We start from the raw sequence: 14,972 nt of genomic DNA, 5'->3' as shown, positions 1-14,972 counted from the left end.
AATCAAATTCTAATAACTTTCTTAAATCATCCTAATTATTGGCCGCTACTCTTGTATCAAACAAAACAATACAAGTTTCACCAATAATCAGCATGACCATGAAAACGTTATTAATCCCTACCGATTTTACCCAGCAATCAATTCAAAGTATCCCGGCATTGGTTCATCAATATTATCCTCAAAAGGTAAATATTGTACTGGTGCACATGCTTAAAATTACCGACTCGTTAAGCGAACTGCTTATGCTGTCGCGCCGCAGTGTGGAGTACAGGCATATCCCCGATAATTTTTATAAAAGGTGCACCGAGCTGGAAACCACGCACAGTCACGTTATTAACCATATTGCTATAACTTTTTTTTACGGCAGTACTATAGCTGTATTTAATAATTTTTTAGATGCTAACGAAGTGGATGCAATAGTAAAGCCCCATGACAATTACCAATTGCTTTTTAAAAACAGCATCGCTCCCCAAATATTGATATCAAAATGCGGCATTGAGGTAATTGCGCTGCCAAAGGTTTCCGGCATACCTGCAGACGTTATGATAGAAGAGCCGGAGTTAACAGAACATCAATAATAACATTTTAAAATTTACACCTATGCTACTAAAAGAAAACATCCCGGTAAGCTATGTATTTGGCAAAATAAAAAAAGAACTGATCCTGGTTGCTGTATACTCGGCGACAATATATTTTATCCATCAGTATTATAATTTCAAAGCGGTATCCATCCCCTTAACGGTATCAACCATATTGGGTACCATTATCTCGTTGTTGCTGGCCTTTCGCTCAAACCAGGCTTACGACCGTTGGTGGGAAGCCCGTATATTATGGGGCAAAATAGTTAATGATTGCCGTACGTTTACCCGGCAGGTATTAACTTTTGTTGACAGCAGCTATGATGGCGAACAAAAACGTGCTTTAAAGGAACGCATCATCAGGCGGCAAATTGCCTGGTGCTACAGTCTAAGCTGCCATTTGCGCGGGCAAAATGCCAAAGAAAACCTTGAAGGTTATTTAAGTGATGATGATGTAAAAAACATCAAAAAGCTGGACCATATTCCACTTGCTATAAACGAACTGCAGGGCCATGACCTGCGCACTTTATACAAGCTTGGCTGGATAAACGAATATCAGCAGGTAGCAATGGATACCTCATTAACCAACTTTATGAACTCGATGGGAGGCTGCGAACGTATCAAGAATACGGTTTTCCCATCTACCTACAGCGTGTATATTCATTGGTTGGTATTGTTTTTTGTACTGCTGTTACCATTTAGCCTCATCGAGTTTTTTGGTATATTCCAGGTGCCATTGGTGATAGCTATTTCATCAGCCTTTTTTCTGATAGAGAAAATGGCTATACACCTGCAGGACCCGTTTGAGAATATGCCTACAGATACGCCAACAACTGCTATCAGCCGTACTATTGAAAACAATCTTAAACAAATGATGAAGGATGAACTGCCAGAGGATATTAACGCCATGATAAGTAACCAACCTCAAAGGCAGGCGGTGTTTTATATTTTATAAAAGAAAGCAAGAAGCAGTCCCCCTATAAACGGCATAGCCCTCATGAACAACTAAATAACAGGACATACTTTCTGATCTTCAGGTTGTTTTAAAGCCCTCCCTTCCGGGGAGGGTTGGGCGGGGCTCATTGCTTCGCGTTGTATAATGCCAATTAGCAGAAAGCTCATTGCTTCAATCAAAATCCACTGCTTTAAAAGCATTGCACCTTACTCCAAAAATCCTTTGCCTTAATAAAATTCTTTTCCCTATTTTGGTAACCGGGAATTATTTACAAATCCTGGTTTACTAAAATGACTTATTGCCTCGGAATTAAGGTTAAAGAAGGTTTACTGGCTATTGCCGATACCCGCATAACTTCGGGAACAGATACTACTGTAAAAAAGAAGATCACCATTGAACAAAAGGATCATTTTTCGCTTTTTATCATGACGAGCGGCTTACGCTCGGCAAGGGATAAAGCCATTGTATATTTTAACGAACTGCTGGAAACCAAAGAGTTTAATAAAATGTACAAAGCTGTAAATGCCTTTGGCGAACAGGTAAAACGTGTGATCTCTGAGGATAAAGCATCATTGGAAGCAGCAGGTTTTAGGTTCGACCTTAATACCATTATTGGCGGCCAGCTAAAGGATGATGACGAGCACAAACTTTTTTTACTGTACCCCGAAGGCAACTGGGTTGAGTTGGGTCAGGGAGCACCTTATGTGGTAATAGGTAACTCGGGCCATGGCAAAGCGATATTAAACCGCATACTTACCGAAGACAGCAGCTTGAAACTGGCGCTAAAAACAGGTTTTCTTTCGTTCGATTCAACCAGGGTCAGTTCAAATAATGTTGATTTCCCTATTGATGTGGCCCTTTACAAGAAGGATAGCTTTGAGATCATTCAGCAACGTTACGAAAAGAAAGACCTGGAATACATATCTGCCCAATGGGCCGAAGAACTAAAACTGGCCCTGGAGCATATCTCTGAAGACTGGATGGATGCTACATTTAACAAATTAGAGGAAATTAAAACCGGAAGCTGAACAAATGAAATTCGATGTGTTTACCCAAATGGAATATGTAGTACGGTCGCCGGGCACATTGATATTAAACATACACGCTTTACGCACCCTTAATCAAACCGTATTAAACGAAGAGTTTACGATTGAGCCTTATGTTAAGATAGAGGAAATAATATCGGCCCAGGGCGAAAACCGGCTGATGCGTTTTGAGGTTAATGAACCGGGCAACATTAAAGTTACCTACAAAGCATTGGTTGATAATTGKTATGAATTAACCGACCACTCGCAGCAACAGGAAACATTTGTAGCACAATTGGATTCATCGGTACTGMCATATCTAAACCCCAGCCGCTATTGCCAGTCGGATAAATTATACCGCCTATCGCACAACCTGTTTGGTCACATCACCAATCCGTTTGAAAAGGTAGTTACCCTTACCGATTGGATCCACAATAATGTGCAGTATTTAAGCGGGTACAGTAACTCGCAAACATCGGCATTTGATACGGTTACGGAGCAGATTGGCGTTTGCCGCGATTTTGCTCACCTTGGTATTGCCCTTTGTCGTGCTTTAACCATTCCCGCCCGCTATTTTACAGGCTATGCCTATCACTTATATCCTGCCGACTTTCATGCCTGTTTTGAGGCCTACCTGGGCGGAAAATGGATCCTTTTTGATGCTACCAAACTGGTGCCGCTAAACGGCCTCATAAAAATTGCTACCGGTCGCGATGCCGCCGATACCGCCATAGCCAATATTTTTGGCGATGTAACCTTTACAACCATGCAGGTAAGCTGCGAACTGGCCCCGGATGAATATAATTTTGAGCCGGTATATTATATCCATGGCGGTTATAACGGGCTATCGTATTTATAGTTGGGCCGGTCTCCAAATATTTGCATCTAAGGACATTTGTCTTTATATTTGAAGACATAAGGCACTCATCATGCAAAAAGCAAAAACACTGGACTTAAACAAACTGGATTACGGCAGTTCTGAAAGCTGTAAGGCATTCATGTTTTTTATACCTAAAAAGCTATCTGCCGGCTGGGATTGCTCAAATCAATTTGATATTATAAGTGCCATACGTAATGGTTTACCCCGCGAGGCCGTAAATCAGGTATTGGAAAAAACCTGTGTTTCGCGTAATCAGCTTTCCCAAATTCTGCATATCAGTACCAGGCAATTAAATCGTTATGAAAGTAACGAGCGCCTTTCTGCAGAGCAATCCGGTTTCCTGTATGAATTCAGCAGGATCTATGTTCGTGGCCTGGACATTTTTGGCGACCATGATACATTTGAAAAATGGCTGCAGCGCGAACAGATGGCCTTTGGCGGTGCAGTCCCGCTTGATCTGCTTGATACTGCCGAAGGATTCCGCATGGTTAATGATACCCTGTCACAAATTGAGTACGGTTTTTATTCATGACCTTATATCGTATTGCGCGTAAGCGCTATATACACGATTTAAGCGGCCAGGGTGGTTTGTTATCGGCAGCCCGATGGCACGATCATTTACCCGTTATATACGCCTCCGTAAATTCATCAACCTGCATCCTCGAGAAATTGGTTCACATGCATCCGGATGAGATTCACCATGACCTGGAAATAGCTTCTTTATTTATCCCGGATAATTTGGAAAGCGAGTTATTGCTTGCCGAACAATTACCCACAGACTGGAAACGATATCCTGCCCCAGAAGTATTAAAAAGAATAGGGAATGCATGGCTTTTAGCAAAAACTACACCTTTATTATTTATACCAAGCGTTATTGATCCGCTTGCACAAAATGTGCTGATAAACCCTCTCCATCCTGATGCTGTAAATATCAGCATAGAAAAAACCGAACCTTTTACTTTTGACGAACGACAAAGCGGGAAATGGCCCCGCAAAAGTTAGTACATACCAATATTTGTCTTTAAACCAGTATTCTCCAAAACAATTTCCCTTCTTCGGTGCTTTTGGATAATAGTTTTTTGCCTCCTATATCCAGCATATGAGATTAGTTAATCGTTACCGGTTCCAAAAATCTTCATCAGTACTTTCTATTCTTGTATTTATATTTTCCTGTGCTTTTACTCCGCTGTTTGCCCAAAACAACATTTTTGATCAAAAACCTGAGGTAAAAATTCGCTACAATAGGGACATACGGGATACTACAGTTAAAAGAAGATTTGGCCGCGCCGCATTTGAATTAGGCATTGCCGAAATTACACCCTGGATTTTTGACCGTTATGTTGCCAATAAGGACTATGCCCGCATCAACTGGAAAAGCGTAAGCCACAACCTTAACCCCGGCAGCTGGGAATATGATAACGACCCTTTTCAAACCAACCAGTTTGGTCATCCCTACCATGGCAGCTTGTTTTACAGTGCTTTCCGTAGTAATGGCTTTAGTTTCTGGCAATCTGTACCTGCAACCATGGCAGGTAGCTACCTCTGGGAAACCTTTGCCGAAAACCAGGCGCCAGCGCCGAATGATTTTATAAATACCAGTTTTGGTGGCATTGTACTGGGCGAAATGACTTACCGTTTATCCAACCGGATTATTAATAACCGGCAGCGGGGGATTAAAAGGCAGGTAAGTGAAGTAGCAGGTTTAATTGTGAACCCAATGAACGGCTTTAACCGCCTGCTGGATGGCCGGTGGGGCAAGATTTATGGCAATACTACCGAGCGGGATTCGTCCAAAGTAGGTGCTGAGTTTGATTTTGGAGGACGTATAGTTAATTCCCAGTCGGTAAGTCCCTTTGAGCATGGTCGCTTTGGCTGGTTTGGCAGGGCAGCGTTATTGTACGGCGTACCCAATGAGGGCTTCAGGAAACCATTCAGCAACATTTCCATAACTGCCGAATTTGGCAAGGATGATAGCAGCTCGGTTAATGTGATTAGTGTTTATGGCTCACTTACCGGCTGGGATATTTCTTTAATTGACCAGGATAAAATGGAAAACCTGGTGATATTATCAGCAAACTATGATTACATCCGCAACCAGGCATTTTTTTACGGGGCGCAAAGTGTAAAATTCAACTTATTCTCCGAACTTAAACTAACACATGGCATAAAGATCAACGGCAGTCTGGGCGCCGGTCCCATCCTTTTAGCCGCCGTACCCGACCCATACATATACAATAGCCGTAACTATGATTACGGACCAGGCTTCTCCATAAACGGGGGCGGAACAATTAAGCTATTAGATAGATTTTCGTACAGTGCAAATTACCGGGGCGGCTGGATGGTAACCGTAAACGGCAATAAATCACATTATTTTTTGCATACCTTTAGTAACGAGGTAAGCTATATGTTCATCAAAGGCCTATCCATAGCTGCCGAATCCGGCTATTTTAGGTTAGAGGGAAATTATCACGATTATCCTGATGTGAATAAAAAATACCCCTATCTGAGGATTTCTACAAGGTATACAATAGGGAATTTGTAAAAGAGAGCTTAAAGCCGAAAGCTTAAAGCCTGAAATAACACGATAAAAAGCTTTGTGCTTTATGCCTTTAGCTTTAAGCTAAAATTGATGTCGCGGGCAGATTCGAACTGCCGTTTAGGGTTTTGCAGACCCCCACCTATCCTCTCGGTCACGCGACTTAAAAAAACTATAAAATCACTTATTAGATTGGCAGGGGGCGAAGATGGTATATTATCTTTCTCCGTTGAATGGAGCAGGAATTAGCACCTTTTACATTATGCGGATGTATAGGTTGCTAAGACGTCTTTGGGCCTTTCCCTCAGTCTTTCTTGATAAGTTAAATAAAGAACGATTGTCTGTGATGACGATGCAAACATAAAACTTTATTTATATAAATCCTATAGGAATAGTAGAATATTTTATAAATAAATGTTATTCCACTCAAAATCAATACAATAAATTAAAAAATAAATAAAATACTCTTACTAAATTTCAACTCGCGGGGTATTTTATTTAATTATTCATTTCCCCGTGGCCTACTGGATTATTCCTCAATTTCCTTACGCTAATTCCCCTCAACCTTTTGCAAAAAAAGCTGAATAACTGTTGCCCGGTATATCTGTATTTTCGATACCTTAATATACAACTATACCTTTGCAGATACACAGGGATAGTTGTTTAAACCATAAGCGTTAATATTGCCTTAACCAATTAAGCACATAAAATGAAGGTAGCTTTATTTGTACCCTGTTATGTTGATCAGTTTTACCCTAAAGCTGCAATTGCCACTTTGGAGTTGCTGGAGAAACTGGGTTGCGAAGTTCATTATCCAAAAAACCAAACCTGCTGTGGGCAGCCTATGGCCAACTCGGGCTATGAGCACCTTACCGGCGGCTGCAATAATTTGTTCATCGATAATTTTTCGGGGTACGATTATATCGTATGCCCGTCGGGCAGTTGCACCCTGCATATTAAGGAGCACCTGCACTCCCACGAAAACGAAGATATGGCGGCTGACATCCGTAAACGCGTTTTTGAGCTAACCGAGTTTTTGGTTGATATATTAAGGGTAGAGAGCCTGGAACCCAGTTTCCCGTATAAAGTGGGTATGCACCAAAGCTGCCACGGTTTGCGCGGTTTGCGCATCTCGCAAATGACCGAGCTGGTTGCCCCCGCCTTTAGTAAACCCGCGCAATTGCTTAACATGGTAAAAGGCCTGGAGCTTGTGCCCCTAAACCGGGCCGACGATTGCTGCGGCTTTGGCGGTACCTTTTGCGTGGTTGAAGAAGCCGTATCATCCAAAATGGGCAAAGATAGGGTTGACGATCATATTGAGCATGGCGCGCAGTACATCACCTCGGCCGATTTAAGCTGCCTGATGCATATGGAAGGCATTTTGCGCCGCCAAAACAGCGATGTTAAAGTAATTCATGTTGCCGAAATTTTAAACCACAGCATCTAATGAGCAGCACCGCGACAAAAGATCACCCTCAATTAGCCGCCATATTTAACCGCGATGAACCCCGTGTTGACTGGCACGACGAAACCCTGTGGTGGGTACGCGCAAAAAGGGACATAGCCGCACATAAACTGCCCGAATGGGAATTGCTGCGCGAAACCGCCTCGCAGATCAAAAACAATGTACTATCAAACTTAAGTACCTACCTGGAGCAGTTTGAAGCCAATGCCATCAAAAACGGTGTTGTTGTACATTGGGCGGCCAATGCCGAAGAACATAACCAAATCATTCATAAGTTACTAAGCGACAAGGGCATCAACCGAATGGTTAAGAGCAAATCCATGCTCACCGAAGAATGCCACCTGAACGAATACCTTTTACAACAGGGCATTGATGTGATAGACTCGGACCTGGGCGAGCGCATTGTTCAGCTGGCTGGTGAACCGCCGAGCCACATTGTACTACCCTGCATCCACAAAAAGAAAGAAGAAATAGGCGATATATTCCATGAGCATTTAGGCTCGGCCAAAGGCGAATCGGATCCTAAGATCCTGACTGAAACCGCCCGCCAGCATTTGCGCGAGGTGTTTTTAACCCGCCGTGCAGCCCTTACCGGTGTAAATTTCGCCATTGCCGAAACCGGCGAGATTGTGATTTGCACCAATGAGGGCAATGCCGATATGGGCGCCCACCTTGCCGAAATCCACATCGCTTCGATGGGGATGGAGAAGATCATCCCCGAAAGGAAGCATTTGGGTGTGTTTTTACGCCTGCTCACCCGCAGCGCTACCGGCCAGCCTATTACTACCTACTCCAGCCATTTTAGTAAACCGCAGGATGGTAAGGAGATTCATATTGTGATAGTAGATAACGGGCGCAGCATTCAGTTAGGCAGGGAGGATTTTCGTAATTCGTTAAAGTGTATCCGTTGTGGTGCCTGTATGAACACCTGCCCGGTTTATCGCAAAAGCGGCGGCCATAGTTACCATACCGCTGTTGCCGGCCCGATAGGCAGCATCCTGGCCCCAAATCTCGACATGGAAAAATATGCAGACCTGCCCTTTGCCTCCACCCTATGCGGATCGTGCAGTAACGTGTGCCCGGTTAAAATTGACATTCACGACCAGCTATATAAATGGCGGCAGGTGATTGTAAAAGCGGGCTACACCCCAAAAGCCAAAACCTTTGCTATGAAGGGTATGGCTTTCACGCTGGCCTCCCCTGCCTTATACCGGGCAGCCGGCAAAATGGGTAGGTGGACATTTAAACACGCACCATTCGCAGTTAATAACAGTGCAAACCCATGGTACAAACACCGCGAAATGCCCAAAGCGCCCGAACAATCATTTGGCGAATGGTATGCCAAAAGAAAGGATCAAAAGAAATGAGCAGGGAAAAAATATTAGCGGCCGTAAAAGCCAACCAGTTTAGTCATGCCGAACTGCCCGACCTTGAAATACTAAGTTCGTTAACAACCACAGATGATGATTTAGTTGAGCGATACACAACTGTTGGGAGCGCCGGAGGCAGCTTTGTTTATGAAGTAACCGGCTTTGAAGCCATCAAAGCCATTCTGCAAAAAGAGTTTAAACCAGGCGTGAAGATCATATCGGGCATCCGCGAACTGGACAGCTATACTTTTGTGGATGATGTTAAACACGAGCTATCCCACAGCTTTGCCGATGTGGAGCTTTGCATCCTGGCGTCAAACCTCGGTGTTGCCGAAAATGGCGCACTCTGGTTAACCGAAGAACAAATGACGGTGAGGGTATTGCCGTTCATAGCCCAGCACCTGGCCATAGTGATCAGCAAAACCAATCTTGTACCCACTATGGCCCAGGCTTATGCAACCATTGGCAATGCCGGTTACGGTTATGGAGCGTTCATCGCCGGTCCGTCAAAAACGGCCGATATTGAGCAATCCCTGGTCATCGGCGCGCATGGCCCACGGAGTTTGTCGGTATTTATACTTCCATAGCCCCTTTATTATCTGGTTATATTTTTGATTGAGCCTGCTGTTTGATTGACGGCAGGCTTTTTTTGGCCCAATTAACCTTCCCTTAAAGGCGGAGTAGAAATAAGGTTCAAAAAAGGCATAACAACTTTATCAAATAGCTTTTCATCTTGTAAGGATTTATCTGCAATTTTAATTTTTAGAAGATGAGCCATAATTACTAATGGAAGAAAGTCAAAAACAGCATTGGGAGCAGGTATATAAAACTAAAAACCCCGACCAGTTAAGCTGGACACAGTCCGTTCCGCAAACCTCGCTTAATTTTATTCATAGCTTCGATTTAGCAAAAACTGATAAGATCATTGATATTGGAGGTGGTGACAGTTTGTTGGTTGATTACCTGCTGCAGGAGGGATTTACAAATATTACCGTTTTAGATATATCTGAAACAGCATTAGCAAAAGTAAAAACCAGGCTGGGCGATAAAAGCAAACAGGTTACCTGGATAGTTTGCGACATTACCGATTTTAAGCCTGACGAAACCTATGCCCTTTGGCATGACAGGGCAGCCTTTCACTTCTTAACCCAGGAAAACCAGATTGCCCATTATTTAAATATAGTATCTACCGCAGTTAGCAATTACATAGTGATGGGTACGTTTTCAAAAAAAGGACCTGAAAAATGCAGCGGCTTACCCATCAAACAATACTCGGAACTGCAATTGCAAAACCAATTCAATAAATATTTTAAAAAGGTAAAGTGTCTTACTGAAGACCATGTCACTCCCTTTGGAACTACGCAAAACTTCCTGTTTTGCAGCTTTAAAAAGCTCATAGCATAACCTAAATTTAAAACTCCGCTACAACATGACATACAGATGAATTTTTCCTATTGTAAAAATATACCGATTGGTATATTTTTGCACTGTTGAATTCAATCACTCAACATATACTAAAATGAAAACTTCAAAAAATACCGTACTTATTACCGGCGGTAGTGCCGGTATAGGTTTCGAGATAGCCAAACAACTATCAGCCAAAAATAACCACGTAATCATTATTGGCCGCAATGAGGCACGTTTGCAAAAAGCAGCCAGGCAGTTAACAAATGTAACCGCTATTAATGCTGATATCTCTAACGCCGAAGACGTAGAAAAACTGGTTACCAGGCTAACTGCAGAATTCCCCGAATTAAATATAGTGATCAACAATGCCGGTGCAGCCAACCTGAATAACCTGCTTACCGATACCAATACTTTTGAAAAAGCAGGCGAAGAAATGCTGACCAATTACCTGTCTATCATCCGCCTTAACGAAAAATTATTGCCATCGCTCAAAAAACAAAACGAAGCTGCCATAGTGAACGTATCATCGGTGGTTGCCTTTGCACCAAGTACCAGCCTGGCTACTTACGGCGCTACCAAAGCCGCTTTACATGCCTACACCCGCGCATTAAGATTAGTATTGGCTGATACCAGCGTTAAGGTTTTTGAGCTGATGCCTCCATTAGTTGATACCGAATTTTCTGCAGAAATAGGCGGAAAAAACGGAATCCCTCCATCACAGGTTGCTGATGAGCTTTTTGCAGGCCTAGAAACTAACACCTACGAAATCAGGGTAGCCAATACCGAGGATTTTTACAGGCTGTACCTGTCAAACCCCGACGAGGCCTTAAGGGTGATCAATCTGCCAAGATAATCCAAATAAAAAATTTGCTATAAAATATACCTATCGGTATATTTTATAGCAATAAACAGTAACCTCCGATGAAAAAAAGCATCCTCATCATAACCGTTATCGCAGCCGCGATTATGGAACTGATTGATACCTCTATAGTAAACGTAGCGCTATCGCACATGAGCGGTAACCTTGGCTCAACCCTGGAAGATACTTCCTGGGTAATTACAGCATATGCTATTGCCAACATTATTGTAATACCCATGACCAGTTTTTTAACCACCAAATTGGGTCGCCGTAATTACTATATAGGTTCTATCATCGCTTTCACCTTCTTTTCGGCCATGTGCGGCCTGGCATCCAACATCTGGATGCTGGTGCTGTTTCGCTTTTTGCAGGGAATGGGCGGCGGAGCTTTGTTGTCGGTATCGCAGGCTATAGTGTTCGAGGTTTATGGCAAAGCCCGTACGGGGGTAGCCAGTGCGCTGTTTGGTGTAGGTGTGTTTTTAGGCCCCACTATAGGGCCAACTCTTGGTGGTTTTATTACAGAGAATTACTCATGGCCGTGGATCTTTTACATCAATATCCCTATTGGCATAGCTGTAGCCATATCAAGTATATTGCTTGTTACCGAACCTGAAATAAAGGTTGAACCCAAAGCGGTAGACTGGTGGGGTATCGTGCTGCTGGTTGTTGGCATAGGTTCGCTGCAAACGGTATTGGAGCGCGGCGAAACCGACGATTGGTTTGCGGCCAACTATATTATCGCTTTATCGGTCATCGCCGTATTTAGTATCCTTATATTCATCTGGTGGGAGCTCACGGTACCCAACCCGGTTATCGATTTAAGGGTATTAAAAAGCAAATCGCTGGCAGTTGCAGCTATCCTTACCGCAGTTACCGGGGTAGGTATGTTTACCTCCGTTTTTTTAACACCCGTACTGGCGCAGCGTGTGCTGCTGTTCCCGCCTACTATTACCGGGCTTACTTTATTACCCGGCGCTATACTGGCTATTTTTGGATTATTATTTTCGGCCACACTGCTAAAAAAAGGTGTATCGCCATTAATAATCATTACCACGGGATTTATCATGTTTATGATCTTCAGCTATAAAATGGCCGGGCTCAATCTTGAAGCTACGCCAGGCAATCTTGCCGCAATCCTGATCTTCAGAGCTATGGGGCTTGCATTTTTAACCGTTCCGTTAACGGCGCTGGCAGTTTCGGGGCTCGATGCAAAGGATGTTCCACAGGGATCGGCATTAAATAATATGATGAGGCAGTTGGGAGGCTCGTTCGGGATAGCAATGATCAACACCTATGTGGCCAAAAGATTTGGATCGCACAGGAATGATCTTATCTCGGATATCAGCGTTTACAACCCGCAGGCCACCGCCCGTATTCATAACCTAACACAATATTTTTCGGGGAGGGGATCATCCGGTTTTGATGCGCACAATAAGGCCATGGCTGTTGTTAACAACGGTATCGACAGGCAATCGTTCCTGTTAAGTTATATGGATGCGTACATATTTGTGGGCTTACTGTTCTTGCTGGCTATGCCGCTGCTATTCCTGGTGATCAACCGTAAAAAACAGGTTGGGCCGGTGGTGCTGGTTAGCGATCATTAACGCAAACGTAGTTAAAAACGAAGGAATCCCGCGATTCTCCCATGTATCCCAAAAACTATAACATTCAAATACCAGTTGGTATATTTGTAGTATGGAAAAGGAATTATCAAAGGCAGAAAGAACCCGCCAGTTTATTATAGAGACTACTGCCCCTATCTTTAATAAAAAAGGATATGCAGGCACTTCCATGTCTGATCTTACCGGGGCTACAGGCCTTACCAAGGGCAGTATTTATGGTAACTTTACCAATAAAGAGGAAGTTGCAGCAGCAGCTTTTGACTATAATTCGGGCAAAATAAGAAAACAGGTACAGGAGCGGATTCAAAAAGCCAGTACCTACTATGAAAAACTGCTTGTTTATGCGCAGGTTTATCACAGCTTTACCAGGGCAAGCTTCCCTGCCGGCGGCTGCCCCATTTTAAATACGGCAGTTGATGCCGATGATACAAACCCTTTGTTGAAAGACAAAGCCGCCAACGCTGTTCTGCGCTGGAAAAAATCAATTGAAAACCTGGTACAGGCCGGTATTGAAGCCGGGGAGTTTAAAGGTGATGCAGACGTAAGCGGCACCGCATTATCCATGATAGCCCTGATTGAGGGCGGGATAATGATAGCCAAGGTAACCAACACCCCCGCCAGCCTTGATGAGGTTTTAAAAACCGTAAATGCAATGGTAACCGGACTTAAACTTCTATAGCTGTAACTCAAAAATTACAAGAAAAATTAAAGGAAAAGAAACAAATGGCACAGGCAAAACGTTATAATGTGTACCAATTATATAAATGTTATGTCTAAAAAGATCTTGATACTTGATGATAGCGAAGATATCCTTGAGCTGATGAGAGACGTGCTGGAAATGGAAGGCTACGAAGTTGAAACGCTTAACTACACCAACGATATCTGTAAAGCTGCCATGGAGTTTAATGCCGACCTGGTGATACTTGATTATATCCTTTTCGGTATAAATGGAGGCGAACTTTGCCACATGCTTAAAACCAACCCGGTAACAGCCCATATTCCCGTGGTGATGGTTTCGGCTTATCCACGTGTATTGGAGTCGTTGGGAAGCTACGGTTCCGATGCATTTGTTGCCAAACCATTTGACCTTATTGATATTGTAGGTACGGTGCAGGGATGTTTGTTAAAAGCTGGTGATATTGAGCATGTGTAGTTTATAAATTTTCTTTTTTACTTTACCCTCCCGGGTAAACTTTATTTGCCTGCAAATAATCGTATTGAAAATTACATTTTTAAGCACTGACAATCAAAAAGTTATATACTTACCAATGACAGTGCATCGAAATATCTATTCTTGAGCTATGCATATTGGATATGCATGTCCGGTAATAGGAGATGCTTCGCTATGCCAAAGCAAATCTGAGCTTCTCATCAGGCATCCCCTACTGCTTTACCCAACAAAGGGCAATGCCTGGTTGTATATGTTGAAATCGGAATCTCCTATTGGGAGTTACTTTAAATTGATATTTCGTTCCAGGTATAAAAACTAAAAAAATTGAAATCTCAAATCCGAATTTCGAAATAAAGAATTAGTTTTATCCTATACGCCTATCATAGAGTTAACAAATGAACCTAAACGAATTTAAGCTAACCGGAGGGGCCATTTTATGACCGAAGCAGAAAAATACTTTCATGAACTTACCGGGCAAATACCCGATGTGGAACCTGGCAAGATGTTTGGCACCTTATGTTTTAAAACGCCCAATGAAAAAGCGGCGGCCATGTTTTGGCATGATTTCCTGGTTGTAAAACTTAGTGGCGAAGTACGCGATGAAGCCTTAAGTTTGGATGGTACCCGGCTTTTCGACCCGATGGACGGCAGGCCAATGAAAGAGTGGATCCAGATCCCTTTTGCCTACCAGGATCGATGGAAGGAATTTGCCCTCAGTGCTGCAGCATATGTGCGCGAGATTCCCGTAAAAGCAGCATCAAAAAAGAAATAAGTATTTTTATGCCAACAGCGCTTGATAATTTTTACCTGCAACTGGATGAGCCGCTTAAAAGTTGTTTCCTGGCGTTACGTAACCTTATATTAAAGCGTAATGAAAACGTCACCCATGCCTGGAAATACAACATGCCGTTCTTTTTATATAAAGGCAAAATGTTTTGTTATATCTGGACACATAAAAAACTGCAGCAACCATTTATAGGTTTTAATGAAGGTAAAAGATTAAATCACCCCGCCCTTACTTTCGAAAACCGTTCGCGGATAAAGATCATGATATTGGATGCAAGAAAAGAGCTGCCGGTTGAAGCTATTGAAGAAGTTTTGGAC

General features: G+C 43.0%; 17 protein-coding genes, 1 tRNA gene and 1 riboswitch. Of the genes, 17 read left to right on the top strand and 1 reads right to left on the bottom strand.

Annotated features, from left to right (window positions below; genetic code table 11):
• Positions 1-98 precede the first annotated feature (98 nt).
• The 7 genes from AC1DPZ_RS04020 (at position 99) to AC1DPZ_RS03990 (ending at position 5,980) form a co-directional block, all read left to right on the top strand.
• Positions 99-578, top strand: coding sequence for a hypothetical protein (locus tag AC1DPZ_RS04020; protein WP_477401419.1), 480 nt, complete (start codon positions 99-101; stop codon positions 576-578).
• A gap of 22 nt (positions 579-600) precedes the next feature.
• Positions 601-1,533, top strand: coding sequence for a bestrophin family protein (locus AC1DPZ_RS04015; RefSeq protein ID WP_477401418.1), 933 nt, complete (start codon positions 601-603; stop codon positions 1,531-1,533).
• Positions 1,534-1,823: 290 nt separating this feature from the next.
• Positions 1,824-2,561 (top strand): proteasome-type protease, encoded by a 738-nt coding sequence (locus AC1DPZ_RS04010; protein ID WP_477401416.1) that lies wholly within the window; start codon positions 1,824-1,826, stop codon positions 2,559-2,561.
• Positions 2,562-2,565: 4 nt separating this feature from the next.
• Positions 2,566-3,417 (top strand): transglutaminase-like domain-containing protein, encoded by an 852-nt coding sequence (locus AC1DPZ_RS04005; protein WP_477401415.1) that lies wholly within the window; start codon positions 2,566-2,568, stop codon positions 3,415-3,417.
• A gap of 70 nt (positions 3,418-3,487) precedes the next feature.
• Positions 3,488-3,970 carry a type II RES/Xre toxin-antitoxin system antitoxin gene (gene parS / locus AC1DPZ_RS04000; RefSeq protein ID WP_477401414.1) on the top strand — a complete coding sequence of 161 codons (483 nt, stop codon included), beginning with the start codon at positions 3,488-3,490 and terminating at the stop codon, positions 3,968-3,970.
• Positions 3,967-4,440, top strand: coding sequence for an RES family NAD+ phosphorylase (locus AC1DPZ_RS03995; protein ID WP_477401413.1), 474 nt, complete (start codon positions 3,967-3,969; stop codon positions 4,438-4,440). Before parS ends, AC1DPZ_RS03995 begins: the two co-directional genes overlap by 4 nt.
• 97 nt (positions 4,441-4,537) lie before the next feature.
• On the top strand, positions 4,538-5,980 hold the full coding sequence (locus tag AC1DPZ_RS03990) for a DUF3943 domain-containing protein (RefSeq protein ID WP_477401411.1): 1,443 nt from the start codon (positions 4,538-4,540) through the stop codon (positions 5,978-5,980).
• Between the two features lie 87 nt (positions 5,981-6,067).
• Here AC1DPZ_RS03990 and AC1DPZ_RS03985 read toward each other — a convergent pair.
• Positions 6,068-6,138 (bottom strand) — tRNA-Cys (locus AC1DPZ_RS03985).
• A 49-nt stretch (positions 6,139-6,187) separates the two neighbouring features.
• Positions 6,188-6,298: riboswitch (SAM riboswitch) on the bottom strand.
• 385 nt (positions 6,299-6,683) lie between these two features.
• Here AC1DPZ_RS03985 and AC1DPZ_RS03980 point away from each other — a divergent pair.
• The 10 genes from AC1DPZ_RS03980 to AC1DPZ_RS03935 all read left to right on the top strand — a co-directional run.
• Positions 6,684-7,421, top strand: a complete 738-nt coding sequence (locus tag AC1DPZ_RS03980; protein ID WP_477401410.1) for a (Fe-S)-binding protein — start codon at positions 6,684-6,686, stop codon at positions 7,419-7,421.
• Positions 7,421-8,806, top strand: a complete 1,386-nt coding sequence (locus AC1DPZ_RS03975) for a lactate utilization protein B (protein ID WP_477401408.1) — start codon at positions 7,421-7,423, stop codon at positions 8,804-8,806. Before AC1DPZ_RS03980 ends, AC1DPZ_RS03975 begins: the two co-directional genes overlap by 1 nt.
• Positions 8,803-9,396, top strand: coding sequence for a LutC/YkgG family protein (locus AC1DPZ_RS03970; protein ID WP_477401407.1), 594 nt, complete (start codon positions 8,803-8,805; stop codon positions 9,394-9,396). Before AC1DPZ_RS03975 ends, AC1DPZ_RS03970 begins: the two co-directional genes overlap by 4 nt.
• Positions 9,397-9,595: 199 nt before the next feature.
• Positions 9,596-10,213 (top strand): class I SAM-dependent methyltransferase, encoded by a 618-nt coding sequence (locus AC1DPZ_RS03965; protein WP_477401405.1) that lies wholly within the window; start codon positions 9,596-9,598, stop codon positions 10,211-10,213.
• Between the two features lie 115 nt (positions 10,214-10,328).
• Positions 10,329-11,069: an SDR family oxidoreductase gene (locus AC1DPZ_RS03960; RefSeq protein WP_477401404.1), complete on the top strand. Its 741-nt coding sequence runs from the start codon at positions 10,329-10,331 to the stop codon at positions 11,067-11,069.
• A gap of 68 nt (positions 11,070-11,137) precedes the next feature.
• Positions 11,138-12,679 carry a DHA2 family efflux MFS transporter permease subunit gene (locus AC1DPZ_RS03955; protein WP_477401403.1) on the top strand — a complete coding sequence of 514 codons (1,542 nt, stop codon included), beginning with the start codon at positions 11,138-11,140 and terminating at the stop codon, positions 12,677-12,679.
• Positions 12,680-12,770: 91 nt separating this feature from the next.
• Positions 12,771-13,376, top strand: a complete 606-nt coding sequence (locus AC1DPZ_RS03950; RefSeq protein ID WP_477401402.1) for a TetR/AcrR family transcriptional regulator — start codon at positions 12,771-12,773, stop codon at positions 13,374-13,376.
• 90 nt (positions 13,377-13,466) lie between these two features.
• On the top strand, positions 13,467-13,850 hold the full coding sequence (locus AC1DPZ_RS03945) for a response regulator (RefSeq protein ID WP_477401401.1): 384 nt from the start codon (positions 13,467-13,469) through the stop codon (positions 13,848-13,850).
• A gap of 454 nt (positions 13,851-14,304) precedes the next feature.
• A complete protein-coding gene (locus AC1DPZ_RS03940; RefSeq protein WP_477401400.1) occupies positions 14,305-14,640 on the top strand; it encodes a hypothetical protein in 336 nt (111 codons plus the stop codon).
• Between the two features lie 8 nt (positions 14,641-14,648).
• Positions 14,649-14,972 (top strand): DUF1801 domain-containing protein (locus tag AC1DPZ_RS03935; RefSeq protein ID WP_477401398.1); only part of this gene is annotated, 324 nt, incomplete at its 3' end.

It is taken from the genome of Mucilaginibacter sp. P4_G9 (assembly GCF_056400985.1).
This window is presented reverse-complemented; position numbering and strand designations above follow the sequence as displayed.

What these genes read in the sequence shown, in the direction of transcription:
- AC1DPZ_RS03970 (WP_477401407.1), top strand. Translation starts at nt 8,803, where the DNA reads ATGAGCAGGGAAAAAATATTAGCGGCCGTAAAAGCCAACCAGTTTAGT.
- parS (WP_477401414.1), top strand. Translation starts at nt 3,488, where the DNA reads ATGCAAAAAGCAAAAACACTGGACTTAAACAAACTGGATTACGGCAGT.
- AC1DPZ_RS03945 (WP_477401401.1), top strand. Translation starts at nt 13,467, where the DNA reads ATGTCTAAAAAGATCTTGATACTTGATGATAGCGAAGATATCCTTGAG.
- AC1DPZ_RS04020 (WP_477401419.1), top strand. Translation starts at nt 99, where the DNA reads ATGAAAACGTTATTAATCCCTACCGATTTTACCCAGCAATCAATTCAA.
- AC1DPZ_RS04010 (WP_477401416.1), top strand. Translation starts at nt 1,824, where the DNA reads ATGACTTATTGCCTCGGAATTAAGGTTAAAGAAGGTTTACTGGCTATT.
- AC1DPZ_RS03950 (WP_477401402.1), top strand. Translation starts at nt 12,771, where the DNA reads ATGGAAAAGGAATTATCAAAGGCAGAAAGAACCCGCCAGTTTATTATA.
- AC1DPZ_RS03995 (WP_477401413.1), top strand. Translation starts at nt 3,967, where the DNA reads ATGACCTTATATCGTATTGCGCGTAAGCGCTATATACACGATTTAAGC.
- AC1DPZ_RS04015 (WP_477401418.1), top strand. Translation starts at nt 601, where the DNA reads ATGCTACTAAAAGAAAACATCCCGGTAAGCTATGTATTTGGCAAAATA.
- AC1DPZ_RS03955 (WP_477401403.1), top strand. Translation starts at nt 11,138, where the DNA reads ATGAAAAAAAGCATCCTCATCATAACCGTTATCGCAGCCGCGATTATG.
- AC1DPZ_RS03980 (WP_477401410.1), top strand. Translation starts at nt 6,684, where the DNA reads ATGAAGGTAGCTTTATTTGTACCCTGTTATGTTGATCAGTTTTACCCT.
- AC1DPZ_RS03940 (WP_477401400.1), top strand. Translation starts at nt 14,305, where the DNA reads ATGACCGAAGCAGAAAAATACTTTCATGAACTTACCGGGCAAATACCC.
- AC1DPZ_RS03960 (WP_477401404.1), top strand. Translation starts at nt 10,329, where the DNA reads ATGAAAACTTCAAAAAATACCGTACTTATTACCGGCGGTAGTGCCGGT.
- AC1DPZ_RS03990 (WP_477401411.1), top strand. Translation starts at nt 4,538, where the DNA reads ATGAGATTAGTTAATCGTTACCGGTTCCAAAAATCTTCATCAGTACTT.
- AC1DPZ_RS03975 (WP_477401408.1), top strand. Translation starts at nt 7,421, where the DNA reads ATGAGCAGCACCGCGACAAAAGATCACCCTCAATTAGCCGCCATATTT.
- AC1DPZ_RS03965 (WP_477401405.1), top strand. Translation starts at nt 9,596, where the DNA reads ATGGAAGAAAGTCAAAAACAGCATTGGGAGCAGGTATATAAAACTAAA.